14 protein-coding genes are annotated in these 14,975 nt (G+C 64.3%); 4 read left to right on the top strand and 10 right to left on the bottom strand.

The window, feature by feature from the left end; translation table 11 throughout:
• Nucleotides 1-26: 26 nt before the first annotated feature.
• The 10 genes from E1748_RS31945 to E1748_RS20385 all read right to left on the bottom strand — a co-directional run bounded on the left by E1748_RS31945 (nt 27) and on the right by E1748_RS20385 (nt 8,878).
• Nucleotides 27-161 carry a hypothetical protein gene (locus E1748_RS31945; RefSeq protein WP_276324127.1) on the bottom strand — a complete coding sequence of 45 codons (135 nt, stop codon included), beginning with the start codon at nt 159-161 and terminating at the stop codon, nt 27-29.
• A gap of 99 nt (nt 162-260) precedes the next feature.
• The gene (locus tag E1748_RS20425) at nt 261-722 is read right to left on the bottom strand and encodes a peroxiredoxin (protein WP_133648964.1); all 462 of its coding nucleotides are present in this window, start codon (nt 720-722) and stop codon (nt 261-263) included.
• Between the two features lie 143 nt (nt 723-865).
• The gene (locus E1748_RS20420) at nt 866-1,762 is read right to left on the bottom strand and encodes a polysaccharide deacetylase family protein (protein WP_133648963.1); all 897 of its coding nucleotides are present in this window, start codon (nt 1,760-1,762) and stop codon (nt 866-868) included.
• A gap of 10 nt (nt 1,763-1,772) precedes the next feature.
• Nucleotides 1,773-2,819 (bottom strand): bifunctional UDP-4-keto-pentose/UDP-xylose synthase, encoded by a 1,047-nt coding sequence (locus E1748_RS20415; RefSeq protein ID WP_133648962.1) that lies wholly within the window; start codon nt 2,817-2,819, stop codon nt 1,773-1,775.
• Nucleotides 2,816-3,763, bottom strand: coding sequence for a formyltransferase (locus E1748_RS20410; protein WP_133648961.1), 948 nt, complete (start codon nt 3,761-3,763; stop codon nt 2,816-2,818). The genes E1748_RS20415 and E1748_RS20410 overlap by 4 nt, the downstream gene beginning before the upstream one ends.
• Nucleotides 3,760-4,824, bottom strand: a complete 1,065-nt coding sequence (locus tag E1748_RS20405; RefSeq protein ID WP_133648960.1) for a glycosyltransferase — start codon at nt 4,822-4,824, stop codon at nt 3,760-3,762. Before E1748_RS20405 ends, E1748_RS20410 begins: the two co-directional genes overlap by 4 nt.
• Nucleotides 4,825-4,830: 6 nt before the next feature.
• Nucleotides 4,831-5,982, bottom strand: a complete 1,152-nt coding sequence (locus tag E1748_RS20400) for a DegT/DnrJ/EryC1/StrS family aminotransferase (RefSeq protein WP_133648959.1) — start codon at nt 5,980-5,982, stop codon at nt 4,831-4,833.
• Between the two features lie 109 nt (nt 5,983-6,091).
• Entirely contained in the window at nt 6,092-6,463 is a 372-nt protein-coding gene (locus tag E1748_RS20395) for a DMT family transporter (protein ID WP_133648958.1), read from the bottom strand.
• Between the two features lie 62 nt (nt 6,464-6,525).
• Complete coding sequence (locus E1748_RS20390; RefSeq protein WP_133648957.1) at nt 6,526-8,229, bottom strand: glycosyltransferase family 39 protein; 1,704 nt, start codon at nt 8,227-8,229, stop codon at nt 6,526-6,528.
• Between the two features lie 274 nt (nt 8,230-8,503).
• The gene (locus tag E1748_RS20385) at nt 8,504-8,878 is read right to left on the bottom strand and encodes an Mth938-like domain-containing protein (RefSeq protein ID WP_240766759.1); all 375 of its coding nucleotides are present in this window, start codon (nt 8,876-8,878) and stop codon (nt 8,504-8,506) included.
• Between the two features lie 528 nt (nt 8,879-9,406).
• Here E1748_RS20385 and E1748_RS20380 point away from each other — a divergent pair.
• The 4 genes from E1748_RS20380 to E1748_RS20365 all read left to right on the top strand — a co-directional run bounded on the left by E1748_RS20380 (nt 9,407) and on the right by E1748_RS20365 (nt 14,975).
• Nucleotides 9,407-10,654, top strand: coding sequence for a pyridoxal phosphate-dependent aminotransferase (locus tag E1748_RS20380; RefSeq protein ID WP_133648955.1), 1,248 nt, complete (start codon nt 9,407-9,409; stop codon nt 10,652-10,654).
• Between the two features lie 64 nt (nt 10,655-10,718).
• The gene (locus E1748_RS20375) at nt 10,719-12,050 is read left to right on the top strand and encodes a homoserine dehydrogenase (protein ID WP_133648954.1); all 1,332 of its coding nucleotides are present in this window, start codon (nt 10,719-10,721) and stop codon (nt 12,048-12,050) included.
• A gap of 9 nt (nt 12,051-12,059) precedes the next feature.
• The gene (thrC, locus tag E1748_RS20370) at nt 12,060-13,526 is read left to right on the top strand and encodes a threonine synthase (protein WP_133648953.1); all 1,467 of its coding nucleotides are present in this window, start codon (nt 12,060-12,062) and stop codon (nt 13,524-13,526) included.
• A gap of 186 nt (nt 13,527-13,712) precedes the next feature.
• Nucleotides 13,713-14,975 carry a molybdopterin molybdotransferase MoeA gene (locus E1748_RS20365; RefSeq protein WP_240766694.1) on the top strand — a complete coding sequence of 421 codons (1,263 nt, stop codon included), beginning with the start codon at nt 13,713-13,715 and terminating at the stop codon, nt 14,973-14,975.

Below are 14,975 nucleotides of genomic sequence, written 5' to 3'. Positions count from 1 at the left end.
GTTTGCGCCCGGTGGCGCGCTTCGGTTTAGAGATGCCGGTTCGCCTGGTCTTCGATCGACTCCTTGACGAGCGTGCGCGGGCGCAGGAAAGAACGGCTGCGCACAATTAAAAAAGCCGCCGCCCCGGCAACCGGGACAAGCGGCTCGACTTCGGTAATCACGGTGCGCCTCGCGATCTCGACGCTGGCAGCGCGAAATCCGGCGCAACGGTGAAAAGAATGGGGTGGACAGGCACTCATTGCGGCCCAATATAACGCGCCTCACAGCGCTTGTACAGCCTCCAGAATCTGATCGACATGACCCGGCACCTTGACGCCGCGCCACTCCTGGCGCAGTACCCCGGCGCCGTCGATCAGAAACGTGGAGCGCTCGATTCCACGTACCTGTTTGCCATACATTTTCTTCATTTTGATGACGTCGAAGAGAGAACACAGCGCTTCGTCCGCATCGGACACCAGCGGGAACGGCAATTCGAGCTTCGCCTTGAAGTTGTCGTGCGAGCGGATACTGTCGCGCGACACGCCGACGATCTCCGCGCCGGCCTTCTTGAACTTCGGGTACAGATCGCGAAACTGCAGACCCTCGGTCGTGCAGCCCGGCGTGTTGTCCTTCGGATAAAAGTACAGCACCACCTTCTTGCCCCGCAGACCGGACAGCGTGAAATCTCCGCCGGTGGCGGGCGCGGTGAAGTCGGGGACGGGTTGGTCGACTGCGATGGGCACGAGGTTCTCCGTTTATTCCGTTTGTTATGGCCCGCGCCACCGGTTTCGTGCAGCGGCGCGCGGCATGAGCATCGAGATCGAGAGGGGCGGGTCAGCGGAGACCGGCTGCGCGACGCATCCGGTCCGGCGAAACGATCAAACGATCAGTCGGGCTGGACGATCAGTTCGCCGGAGCGGCCGGGAATTTCACCCCAGGTCACAGGGTACGATGGCAGCGTGTTGCGGTCCAGCGCGGCATGATAGTCGCCCATCGTCGCAAACGTATGACCTTGCGCGCGCCAGCCGTCGAGCAGCTGTTCGAAGATCGGCGCGAGTTTCTGACCTTCGAGTTCCGCGTGCAGCGTGAACACCTGGTCGCACGGATTGTTCTCGGTGCGCTTCAGCATCCATGCGGCGACGTTGTCCGTATCGATGTCGTCGACGCCCAGCACTTCATCGAGCGTCGGCAGCGTGGTCGGCATCTGCACATGGTTCAGCGTCTTGCCGCCGACGACCGGAAAGTACGGCGTATGGCCGCGCCCGTCGGACGCGTAGCGCATGCCCCACGCGTCAATCTGCTCGAACGCGTGCGCGTTCATCTGCCAGCCGGCTGCGCCGTGCGTGACCGGAGGCGTGCCGAAGATGTCGGCGAAGCGCGCGTGGCTCTTCTGCATCTGCGCGACGGTCCAGTCGCGTGCGCGGGTGCGCACGTTGTCCTGCCAGTACACGTGATCCCACGTGTGGATCCCGCATTCGAAGCCGGCTTCGTGGATTGCGCGCATGTCGGCCGCCGCGCGCCGTCCGATGTCCGGACCGGGCAGCAGCACGCCGTACATCAACTGACGCACGCCGTAGTGCTCGACCACGGAAGTACGCGACACCTTCTGCAGAAACCCCGGCCGCAGCACGCGACGCATTGCCCAGCCGGTGTGGTCCGGCCCGAGGCTGAACAGGAACGTGGCGCGTGCCTTGAAGCGGTCGAAAATGCGCGCGAGATTCGGCACGCCTTCGCGCGTGCCGCGCAGCGTGTCGACGTCGATCTTCAGAACGATGCGGGCCAAGCGTGCGCTCTTACTGTTGTTCGACGAGCGCGCGCGCTTCGCCGACGTGGCCGCGATACGCTTCGAAGATCTTGCGCAGCGCTTCGTCGAACGTCGACTTCGGCGCCCAGCCGAGTTCCTGCATCGTGTTGTCGATCTTCGGCACGCGGTTCTGCACGTCCTGGTAACCCGAGCCGTAGTACGCGCCCGAGGTCGTTTCGACGAGTTGCACGGTCTTCACGGAATCCGCGTACTCGGGGATGCTGGCTGCGAGCGCGAGCATCTTGTGCGCGAGTTCGCGTACCGAGAAGTTGTTCTTCGGATTGCCGATGTTGTAGATCTTGCCCGACGCGATACCGTTCTTGTTGTCGATGATCTTCATCAGTGCGTCGATGCCGTCGTCGATATCGGTGAACGCGCGCTTCTGTGCGCCGCCGTCGACGAGGCTGATGTTCTCGCCGCGCACGATGTGGCCGAGGAACTGCGTGACGACGCGCGAGCTGCCTTCCTTCGGCGTGTAGATCGAGTCGAGGCCCGGGCCGATCCAGTTGAACGGACGGAACAGCGTGAAGTTCAGGCCTTCCATCCCGTAGCCCCAGATCACGCGGTCCATCAACTGCTTCGAGCACGCATAGATCCAGCGCGGCTTGTTGATCGGGCCGTACGACAGTTGCGATTCTTCCGGATCGAACTGCTCGTCGGCGCACATGCCGTACACCTCGGACGTCGACGGGAAGACCAGATGCTTGCCGTATTTCGCGGCCGAACGGACGATCGGCAGGTTCGCCTCGAAGTCGAGTTCGAACACGCGCAGCGGCTGCTTAACGTAGGTAGCCGGCGTGGCGATCGCGACGAGCGGCAGGATCACGTCGCACTTCTTCACGTGATACTCGACCCACTCCTTGTTGATCGTGATGTCGCCTTCGAAGAAATGCATCCGCTCGTGATTGACGAGGTCGCCGAGGCGTTCGGTCTGCATGTCCATGCCGAACACTTCCCAGTCGGTCGTTTCGAGAATGCGCTTGGACAGGTGGTGGCCGATGAAGCCGTTGACACCCAGAATCAGGACTTTTTTCATGAATGGCGAGGGGAATGAGTGAGCTGCGTAAATTCGGCTGGGGAGACGACGTGGCTGTCGCCGTCGTGCGGCGTGCGTCGTTCGTGCCAGAGTTCGTGGATGGCGATTGCCCGGCCGTCGCCGCATATCGCGAGGAACGCATTATCGCTTACGTGCAGGCCGGCGGGCAAATCCGACGGGAGTGCGCCGGGCTGCACGAGGCGCGCACGCGCGACGATGAAGCGTTCGCCGGCGATCTCGGTGAACGCGCCGGGATAGGGCGGCGCGACCGCGCGGATCAGGTTGTAGACGCGTTGTGCGGGCTGCGTCCAGTCGATCCGGCCGTCCTCCGGCTTGCGGCCGCCGAAGTAGCTGCCGTGCGCGAGATCGTTCGGCAGATGCGGCGCTTCGCCCGCGAGCAGCGCGGGCAGCACGCGCCATAACGTCTGTTCGGCGGCGACGGTGACCTTGTCGAAGACCTGCGTGGCCGTGTCGTCGGGGAGGATCGGCACTGGCGTCTGCGCGAGGATCGCGCCGGCGTCCGGTTTCGCGGCCATTTCGTGCAGCGTCGCGCCGGTTTCGGTCTCGCCGTTCAGCACCGCCCAGTTGGTCGGCACGCGGCCGCGATACTTCGGCAGCAGCGAGCCGTGCATGTTGTACGCGCCGCGCGCGGCGATCGCGAGCAGATCGACAGGCAGCATGTGGCGGTAGTAGAACGAAAAGATGAAGTCGGGCCGCGCGGCGCTGACTGCGGCACGCAGTTCGGCGCTCGTCGGATCGGCCGGCGTGACGGTCGCGATGCCATGCTCCGCAGCGACTTTCGCGACGCTGCCGAACCAGATGTTCTCGTGCGGATTGTCTTCGTGCGTGACGACGAGCGCGACATCGACACCTCGTGCGAGCAGCACCTGCAGGCAGCGCACGCCGACGTTGTGGTACGCGAATACGACGGCACGCGGTTTCATCGCGACTGGTCCCTGTTCAACGGTTGATCGAGCACCTGCGCCGGCTGCACGGCTTGCACGAACGACTGACGCGGGGCGGTCTCGACGGCTTCGCCGTTGCGCTCTTCGAGAATCGTCTGCACGAGATAGCGGGGCCGCGCACGCACCTGTTGATAGATACGTCCGATGTATTCGCCGAGCAACCCGAGCGCGAAGATGATCACGCCAAGCAGGAAGAACGTGATCGCGAACAGCGTGAACACGCCTTGCACTTCCGCGCCGATGATGAAGCGGCGAATCAGCAGCAGCACGAACAGCGCCGCCGATCCGATCGACAGGATCACGCCGATAAACGACAGCCATTGCAGCGGCACGACCGAGAAGCCGGTGACCAGATCGAAGTTCAGACGGATCAGGCTGTACAGCGAGTATTTCGATTCGCCGGCGAAGCGTTCTTCGTGCGCGACGTCGACCTCGACCGGATTCTGCGCGAACGTGTACGCGAGCGCCGGAATAAACGTGTTGATCTCGCCGCAGCGGTTGATCGTATCGACGATATGGCGGCTGTACGCGCGCAGCATGCAGCCCTGGTCGGTCATCTTGATGCGCGTGATGCGTTCGCGTAGACGGTTCATCGCGAGCGATGCCTTGCGGCGCCACAGGCTGTCCTGACGCTGCATGCGGATCGTGCCGACGTAGTCGTAGCCTTCGCGCATCTTCGTGACGAGCTTGACGATTTCTTCCGGCGGATTCTGCAGGTCGGCGTCGAGCGTGATGACGATCTCGCCGCGCGACTGCTCGAAGCCCGCGAGGATCGCCATGTGCTGACCGTAGTTGCCGTTCAGCAAGATCGCGCGCGTCGTGTCGGGCCGCGCATGGAACTGCTGCGCGAGCAGCGCGGCGGATTTATCACGGCTGCCGTCGTTGATGAAGATCACTTCGTAGGTCGTGCCGAGCGCATCGAGCGCCGGGTAGAGCCTCGCAAACAGTTCGCCGAGCCCGGCTTCCTCGTTGTAGACCGGGATCACGACCGAGACTTCCGGCGTGTCGGCTGCTCGGGAGTGATGTTCCGTTTGACTCATATCCGCTTATTTTCCGTATTGTTCGCAAATTTCATTGACCGCGCGGCATACGCGCGCGACGTCGGCTTCGGTCAGCAGCGTGAAGAGCGGCAGCGTGACCGTCGTCGCGCCGAAGCGCTCCGCGTGCGGGAACATTCCTTCGTGGAAGCCGCGCGCGCGATACAGCGTGAACAGATGGATCGCCGGATAGTGGACGCCCGAGCCGATGCCGCGCTCTTTCAGTTGCGCCATGAAGCCCGCGCGATCGAGCGACAGCTTTTCGAGCGGCAGCGTGATCTGGAACATGTGCCAGTTCGAGTGCTCGAAATCCGCGACCGGCAGACCGATGCCGAGCCGCACTGCAGCACCGCCTTCAAGACCCGCGAAATACGCGCGCGCCAGTGTCTTGCGTTGCGCGAGGAAGCGATCGAGGTGCTTCAACTGACCGAGGCCAACGCGCGCCGCGACGTCGGTGAGGTTGTACTTGCCGCCGAGCAGATCGCAGTCCATTCCATCGAAGCCCGTGCGCGTCACGCCTTGCAGCCGGTACTTCTGCGCGAGCAGTGCTTCGTCTTCGTTGTTCAGCACGAGCGCGCCGCCTTCGATCGACGTGAGGTTCTTGTTCGCGTGGAAGCTGAACGACACGATGTCGCCGAACGCGCCGATGCGCTTGCCGCGCCACGTCGAACCGAACGCCTGCGCCGCATCTTCGATCACGCGCAGCTTGTGCGCGCGCGCGATGTCGTACAGACGGTCCATGTCGACCGGCATGCCGGCCAGGTACACCGGGATGACCGCTTTCGTGCGCGGCGTGATCGCTTTTTCAAGCAGGTCGAGATCGATGTTGCGGGTGCGCGGATCGATGTCGACGAACACCGGCGTCGCACCGGTTTCGATGATCACGTTGCTGGTCGCGACCCACGATGCGGGCGTCGTGATGACTTCGTCGCCGGCACCGACGCCGGCGATCCGCAGACCGATCTCGAGGGTTGCCGTGCCGGAATTGAACGTACGCACCGGACGGCCGCCGCAGAACGCGGACAGTTCGGCCTCGAACTGCTGGTTTTGCGGGCCGGTGGTGATCCAGCCGGAGCGCAGCACGTCGGCGACGCCCTGGATCGTTTCTTCATCGATTTCCGGGCGGACGAACGGCAAAAACGGTACGGATGACTGGGACATGAAGGCTTCGCTCAATGAGAAAGGGCTGCAATGTACACGGATGCTTAAGTCGCGTCGGGCGCCGATGCGTCGGGCGTCGATACGTCGGGCGCCATCAAGGCAGGCAGCCTCAACTGCGCGCCAGCACGAACACGCCGACGAGAATGATGCCGATGCCGATCAGCTTCTGGACCGACAGCACTTCGCCGAATAAATACCACGCTGCGAACGCGTTGACGACATAGCCGAGCGACAGCATCGGGTACGCGATCGACACGTCGACCCGCGACAGCCCGACGACCCACACGCCGACGCTCACCACATAGCACGCCAGCCCGCCGATGATCGGCCACTGCGTAGCCAGCCGCCAGCCGATGGGCAGAATGTTCGCACGGGTGAATTCGAAGTGTCCAACGGCATTCGTGCCGGCCTTCAGCAGCAGTTGCGCGCAGGCGTTCAGCGTGACGCCAGCGAGGATGCAGAAAAGCGAGATCGGGTTCATCGTCGGTTCGGTTAATGAGCGGGGCTGGCTGGCTGTTATGTCTTACGGCAGCTTACTTCTACTTACTGCTGAGGCTTCTCGACGATCACGCGACGCTGGTCGCGCGCGACCACTTCCATCGGCAGATGCTGCTTCTCGAGTTCGGCATAGCGCGACGGCGACATCAGCGCGAGCGCATAGCGGTCGGTCTTCCAGCGCGCGATCCATGCATCGACGGTCGGCAGCCATTTCTGCGGTTCGACCGTGACGCCGAACGTCAGCTCGTCCGAATGCTGGACCATGATCATCGTGTGGCCGACGTAGAACGGCATCGTGTGATCGAGGACGTCGACCGAGTAGAACGGGGTGTCGGGCGGCAGCTTCGCGAGCGCGGCCTTCACGGCGGGCGCGAGCTGCACGCCGGAACTGAGCCGGCCGAACACGTCGTGTCCGGTGCCGGCAATGGTGCCGAGCAGCAACCACCCCAGGCCGAACGTCGCGATCGCGCGGACGATGCCGTTGCCGTTGTTGCCATTGTCGTTACCGCCACGGCGGCACATCGCGAACGCAACGAGCGTCAGCACGAACGCGACCGCGAGACCCGCATAGACCCACTCCTGGAACGCGCGATACAGCGCGTTCGGATTGCGCGCGTCACCGGCCCAGTGCAGGAAAATCGCGCCGAACGCAGCGACCACGAGGAACACCGCATAGCCCGCGAGATGGCGGCGCAGTGCTTCGCGCGACACGAGCGGCAGATACATGCCGATCAGCAGCGCAAGCGCGGGCGCGATCGGCAGCGTGTACGACACCAGCTTCGAATGCGACGCGCTGAAGAACAGGAAGATGAACGCGGACCACACGAGCATCACGAGTGCCGGAGAGAAACCGTTCGGCTGACGCGGCATGCGCACCGCCTGGCGGATGCTCTGCACGGCGATCGAGAGCCACGGCAGGAAACCGATCAGCATCACGCCCGCGAAGTAGTAGAACGGGCCGGGGCGATTCTGTTCGGGCGTCAGATAGCGGTCGAACTGCTGGACGATGAAGAAGAAATTGAAGAACTCAGGGTTGCGCTGCTGTACGAGCACGAACCACGGCGTGACGACCGCGAAGAACAGGATCAGCCCGCTCACCAGATAGAGACGCTTCCACAGCGCCCAGTCGCGCGCGACGAGCGTGTAGATCACGAGCGCCGCGCCCGGCAGGATCAGGCCGATGAGGCCCTTCGACAGCACTGCGAGCGCCATCGAGATCCAGCACGCCCACATCCACAGACGCGCCTGCGAGCCCGGCAGGTTCGGCCGCTGCGCGAGCAGCAGCGAGCACAGCGTGAGCTCCATCCAGAACGACAGGCCCATGTCGAGCGTGTTGAAGTGGCCCATCAGGTTCCAGTACGGCGAGCTCGCGAGCACGATCGCGGCGAACACGCCGGTCGCCGCGTTGAACACGCGCGCGCCGGTATAGCCGATCAGCAGCACGCCAGCGAAGCCGGTCAGCGCGGTGTAGAGCCGCGCCTGCCACTCGCCGATGCCGAACCACGCGAACGTCAGCGCATTGGCCCACGTTTGCAGCGGCGGCTTCTCGAAGTACTTGTAGCCGTTGTAGCGCGGCGTGATCCAGTCGCCGGTCGTGAACATCTCGCGCGCCATTTCGGCGTAGCGGCCTTCGTCGCTGGGGATCAGATGACGCCAGCCGAGCGGCACGAACCAGATGAGAGCGAGTGCGATCACGAGCAGCAGGATCGCGGTGCGGTTGAGCGGTAGCCTCGACGGCGTATCGTTCATGGAATTACCTGTCTTGTCGACGCCGCCTGCGCGGACGTACGGAGATTGTTGAGAGCTTCGGCGCATCTGCTGCTTCTGCTGCATCTGCTACGGCGATCGGCCGCGACCCGCGAGGACACGTGTGCGATGGCCGTCCTGCGCCGCCGCGCAGTGTACGCTATCGACCTTAGCCGAACCTTAGCCGGATTCGATGTGCCCGATGTGCTGAAAGGGCCGGCTCAGCGGTCGGACCAGCGTGTTCCGTTTCGGGCCGCCTCAAGCCGCTGCGGCCCGCTCAGCTTTCGATCAACAGGGCGGCCGCGACCTTGCGGCCCTCGGCCATCAGGATGTTGTAGGTCCGGCAGGCCGCCTTGAAGTCCATGGTTTCGACGCCGATCCGCTTCGCGGTCAGCGCGGCAGTGATGCGCGGGTGCGGGAAGCGCAGCTGTGCGCCGCTGCCGAAGATCACGACTTCCGGCGCTGGCCCGACCAGCAGTTCGAAGTGTTCGGGAGCGAGCGCGTCGAACGAGGCAACCGGCCACGGGATGACCGGGGAGCCCGGCAAAACGATGATGCTGCCCAGATGGCGCTCGAGATTGATTTCGACATAGTCGGCGCCATAACCGGTCACGGTGTTGAGGGCGCCGCTTGCATCCTGGTGTAATTTCAAATCGTAGTTCCGAGATCGTGAAGCATCGTGCGCGAGGTGCCTGCCGTGCTGCCGGCCGCGCGGGGCGACGATCGAAGCAGGGCGGCAAGCCGTGCGCAACGGACACGGGCATGGCCGACGGGGCCCGCGGATGCAGTTGGTGCATTGCGGAAGTCGGCCAAAATCCGCTAAATTATAGCTTTTTAGCCGACCTGCGGCGCCCCTCGCCTGTCGCGCCGCCACGAGCCGCGCGAATAATGTGCAGACCGGCAAACCTGTCGCCGGTTCAATGCGGGTCGGTCCGATGTCCGACGGGCGCCGCGAGATGCCCGCGCGAACGGGCAGAACCACCCTGGGCGCTGTAGCGGCACGGCTGGTCTCCGTTGGTTATGCGTAGATCTCCATGCCGCCCATCTACGGCTCGTATGCCTCGCGCAATCCGCGAGTCCGTGCCGGGCGTTCCGGCGACACTGCGACAATACCGACGAAGCTTTACCCTGCGGCCACCATTTTCCTGCCTTCGGGCTTGCGCCTACTTACCTGGATGAAGTGCCCGCCGTGAAACCGATCCTGAAATCCAACAAGCTGCTGAACGTCTGCTACGACATCCGCGGGCCTGTCCTCGAACACGCGAAGCGGCTCGAGGAAGAGGGCCATCGCATCATCAAGCTGAACATCGGCAATCTGGCGCCGTTCGGTTTCGACGCGCCCGACGAGATCGTTCAGGACATGATCCGGAACCTGCCGGGTTCGTCGGGTTATTCCGATTCGAAGGGGGTGTTCTCCGCGCGCAAGGCGATCATGCATTACGCGCAGCAGAAGGGCGTGAACGGCGTCGAGCTGGACGACATCTACATCGGCAACGGCGCGTCCGAGCTGATCGTGATGGCACTGCAGGGTCTGCTGAACGACGGCGACGAGGTGCTGCTGCCCGCGCCCGACTATCCGCTGTGGACTGCGGGCGTGAGCCTATCGGGCGGCACGCCGGTGCATTACATCTGCGACGAGTCGAATCGCTGGATGCCCGACCCCGACGACATCCGCCGCAAGATCACGCCGAACACGCGCGCGCTCGTCGTGATTAATCCGAACAATCCGACTGGCGCGCTGTATTCCAACGAACTGCTGCTCGAGTTGATCGACATCGCGCGCGAGCACGGTCTCGTGATCTTCGCGGACGAGGTCTACGACAAGATCATCTACGACGGCAAGACGCACACCGCGATCGGCTCGCTTGCCGACGACGTGCTGACCGTCACGTTCAACAGCCTGTCGAAGAGCTATCGCTCGTGCGGCTATCGCGCGGGCTGGATGTTCGTGTCGGGCATGACCGGCGAGAACCGCCGTCGCGCGAAAGACTATCTCGAAGGCCTCGGCATCCTCGCGTCGATGCGGCTGTGCCCGAACGTGCCGGGCCAGTACGCGATCCAGACCGCGCTCGGCGGCTATCAGAGCATCAACGATCTGATCGTGCCGACCGGCCGGCTGTACCGGCAGCGCGAGCTCGCGTACGAGATGCTTACCGCGATTCCGGGCGTTACCTGCGTGAAGCCGGAAGCGGCGCTCTACATGTTCCCGCGCCTCGACCCGAAGATGTACCCGATCGAGAACGACCAGCAGTTCATTCTCGATCTGCTGCTCGCGGAACGCGTGCTGCTCGTACAGGGCTCAGGGTTCAACTGGAAGACGCCGGACCATTTCCGCGTCGTGTTCCTGCCGAACGTGGACGATCTCGCCGATTCGATCAACCGGATCGCGCGCTTCCTCGACGGCTATCGCAAGCGTCACGCCGCATGAAGCCTGCGGGCGGCGACGCCCGCAGGCCCCCGTTTCTCAATCCTTACTCGAACACACACGCTGCATGGAACCGATCAAAGTTGGACTGCTGGGCTTCGGCACGGTGGGCAGCGGCACCTTCACGGTACTGCGCCGCAACCAGGAAGAAATCAAACGTCGCGCGGGCCGCGGCATCGAGATTGCGCGCATTGCCGTGCGCAATCCGGCGAAGGCCACAGCGGCGCTCGGCGCCGACGCGGGCAGCATCGCGCTGACCGACGACTTCAACGCGGTCGTCGACGACCCGTCGATCTCGATCGTCGCCGAGATGATCGGCGGCACGGGCCTCGCACGCGATCTCGTCCTGCGCGCGATCGCGAACCGCAAGCATGTCGTGACGGCGAACAAGGCGCTGCTCGCGGTGCACGGCACGGAGATCTTCCAGGCGGCGCGCGCGAACGGCGTGATGGTCGCATTCGAGGGCGCGGTCGCGGGCGGCATTCCGATCATCAAGGCGCTGCGCGAAGGGCTGACGGCGAACCGCATCCAGTACATCGCCGGCATCATCAACGGCACGACCAACTACATCCTGTCGGAGATGCGCGACCGCGGTCTCGACTTCGCGACCGCGTTGAAGGCCGCGCAGGAACTCGGTTACGCGGAAGCGGACCCGACGTTCGACATCGAAGGCGTCGACGCCGCGCACAAGGCGACGATCATGAGCGCGATCGCGTTCGGCGTGCCGGTGCAGTTCGATAAGGCGTACGTCGAGGGGATCAGCAAGCTGGCCGCGATCGATATCCGCTACGCGGAAGAACTCGGCTACCGGATCAAGCTGCTCGGCATCACGCGGCGCTCCGACAAGGGCATCGAACTGCGCGTCCATCCGACGCTGATTCCGGCCAAGCGGCTGCTCGCGAACGTGGAAGGGCCGATGAACGCGGTCGTCGTGCACGGCGACGCGGTCGGCACGACGCTGTACTACGGCAAGGGCGCGGGCGCGGAGCCGACCGCATCGGCGGTGGTCGCCGATCTGGTCGACGTGACCCGTCTGCATACGGCCGATCCGGAACATCGCGTTCCGCATCTCGCGTTCCAGCCGGACAGCCTGTCGAGCACGCCGATCCTGCCGATCGACGAAGTGACGAGCGGCTACTACCTGCGGCTGCGCGTCGCCGACGTGACCGGCGTGCTGGCCGACATCACGCGCATTCTCGCCGACGGCGGTATCTCGATCGACGCGCTGCTGCAGAAGGAATCGGAGCAGGTCGACGTGTCGCGCAAGGGCGAGACGGACATCATCCTGATCACGCACGAGACAGTCGAGAAACACGTGAACGCGGCGATCGAGCGCATCGAGGCACTGCAGACCGTGGTGTCGAAGGTGACGAAGCTCCGGATGGAAGCACTGAACTAGGCGAGACTGATGAACTACATTTCCACTCGCGGCGCTGGCATCAGCGAACGCCATTCGTTTTCGGACATCCTGCTCGGCGGTCTCGCGAAAGACGGCGGTCTGTATCTGCCGGCCGAGTATCCGCGTGTGTCGGCGGACGAACTCGCGCGCTGGCGCACGCTGCCGTACGCCGATCTCGCATTCGAGATCCTGTCGAAATTCAGCGACGACATTCCCGCTGAAGACCTCCGCGCGCTGACGCGCCGCACGTACACCGCGCAGACGTACTGCAACGTACGCGGTGACGACGCCTCGGCGGCCCCGCTCGCCGCGCAGATCACGCCGCTGAAGACGCTCGGCGTCGAGAACGGTGCGCCGCTGTCGCTACTCGAACTGTCGAACGGTCCGACGCTCGCGTTCAAGGACATGGCGATGCAACTGCTCGGCAACCTGTTCGAGTACGCGCTCGAGAAGCACGGTGAAACGCTGAACATCCTCGGCGCGACGTCGGGCGACACCGGCAGCGCGGCCGAATACGCGATGCGCGGCAAGCACGGCGTGCGCGTGTTCATGCTGTCGCCGCACAAGAAGATGAGTGCGTTCCAGACCGCGCAGATGTACAGCCTGCAGGATCCGAACATCTTCAACGTCGCGGTCGAAGGCGTGTTCGACGACTGCCAGGACATCGTGAAGGCCGTGTCGAACGATCACGCGTTCAAGGCGCAGCATCGCATCGGCACCGTCAATTCGATCAACTGGGCGCGTGTCGTCGCGCAGGTGGTCTACTACTTCAAGGGCTATTTTGCTGCGACGAAGTCGAACGATGAGCGCGTGTCGTTCGCGGTGCCGTCGGGCAACTTCGGCAATGTCTGCGCGGGACACATCGCGCGGATGATGGGCTTGCCGATCGAAAAGCTCGTCGTCGCGACCAACGAGAACGACGTACTCGACGAGTTCTTCCGCACCGGTATCTACCGCGTGCGCAAGGCGGCCGAGACATATCACACGAGCAGCCCTAGCATGGACATCTCGAAGGCGTCGAACTTCGAGCGCTTCGTGTTCGATCTGCTGGGCCGCGATCCGGCGCGCGTGTTGCAGCTGTTCCGCGACGTCGAGGAGAAGGGCGGTTTCGATCTCGCCGCGAGCGGCGATTTCGCGCGCGTGCAGGCGTTCGGTTTCGTGTCGGGGCGCAGCAGTCATGCTGACCGCGTCGATGCGATCCGCGATGTGTTCGAGCGTTACGACACGATGATCGACACGCATACCGCCGATGGTCTGAAGGTCGCACGTGAACATCTGCAGCCGGGTGTCCCGATGATCGTGCTGGAGACTGCGCAGCCGATCAAGTTCGGCGAGACGATCCGCGAAGCGCTACATCGCGAACCCGAGCGGCCTGCGGCGTTCGCGGGTCTCGAAGCGCTGCCGCAGCGTTTCGAGGTGCTGCCCGCCGACGCGCAGCGCGTGAAGGACTTCGTCGCCGCACATTCGGCGGACTGACACCGGCGCCGGGGCATGTTCGCGGCCGTGACGCAGCGCGCGTCACGGCCGTTTTTCATGGGGATGTCTGCGCGTGCGGCTGCAGGCTGTCCAGAGCGCCTAAGACGACCATAAGTGCGGTGCGCGCCCGTCGCTCGCGTCCGGCCGCTACAATAGTTCTCTCGACCCCACACGCCGCCCCGATCGATGTCCACGCCTCTGTCTTCCGCGCCTCGTGCGCCGATGCTCTCGACTGCCGACGCCCTTGCCACGTTGCTTGGCGCGGCTGCACCGGTCGCGGGTACCGAATCGCTGCCCACGCTCGACGCGCTGAACCGCGTGCTGGCCGCCGACGTCGTTTCGCCGCTCGACGTGCCGCCGATGAACACGAGCGCGATGGACGGCTACGCGGTCCGTATCGCCGACCTGTCGCATGGCGATCGTCGTCTGCCGGTGTCGCAGCGCATTCCTGCTGGCCATGCGCCGCAACCGCTTGCAGCCGGCACGGCCGCGCGCATTTTCACCGGCGCGACGGTGCCGCCCGGTGCCGACGCGATCGTGATGCAGGAGCAGACCGAGGCCGCCGGCGACGAAGTGACGATCCTGCACGCGCCGAAGGCCGGCGAGTGGATCACGATGCAGGGCGCGGATATTCATCGCGATGCGGTGATCCTGCCGGCAGGTACGCGGCTCACGCCGCAGGCGCTTGGGCTCGCGGCATCGGTCGGCTGCGCGACGCTTGATGTCGTACGTCGCGTGAAGGTCGCGGTGTTCTTCACCGGCGACGAACTGACGATGCCCGGCGAGCCGCTGAAACCCGGCGCGATCTATAACTCGAATCGCTTCACACTCTGCGGGTTGCTGGAAAAGCTCGGCTGCGACGTTACCGATTACGGCATCGTGCCCGACCAGCTCGACGCGACGCGCGCGACGCTGAGCGAAGCGGCTCGCGCGCACGATCTGATCCTGACGTGCGGCGGCGTGTCGGTGGGCGAGGAAGATCATGTGAAGCCGGCCGTCGAAGCGGAAGGCCGGCTGTCGATGTGGCAGATCGCGATGAAGCCGGGCAAGCCGCTCGCGTTCGGCGCGGTGCGCCGGGGTGCAGATGCGGATGCTAACGCGGCGAGCGAGACGTTTTTCATCGGCTTGCCGGGCAACCCGGTGTCGAGTTTCGTCACGTTTCTGCTGTTCGTGCGGCCGTTTGTGTTGCGGCTCGCGGGTGTGCGCCACGTCGCACCGCACGCGCTGTCGCTGCGCGCCGATTTCTCGCAGCAGAAGGGCGACCGGCGCAACGAATTCCTGCGCGCACGGGTCAATCCGGCGGGCGGCCTCGATCTGTTTCCGAACCAGAGTTCCGCCGTGCTGACATCGACCGTGTGGGGCGACGGGCTGATCGACAATCCGCCGAATCACGCGATCAGCGCCGGCGAGACCGTGCGCTTCATTCCGTTTTCCGAATTGCTGAACTGA

The organism is Paraburkholderia flava, assembly GCF_004359985.1.
Taxonomy (GTDB): domain Bacteria; phylum Pseudomonadota; class Gammaproteobacteria; order Burkholderiales; family Burkholderiaceae; genus Paraburkholderia; species Paraburkholderia flava.
Note: the sequence above shows the minus strand (reverse complement) of the source record. Positions and strands in the feature narration are given on the sequence as shown.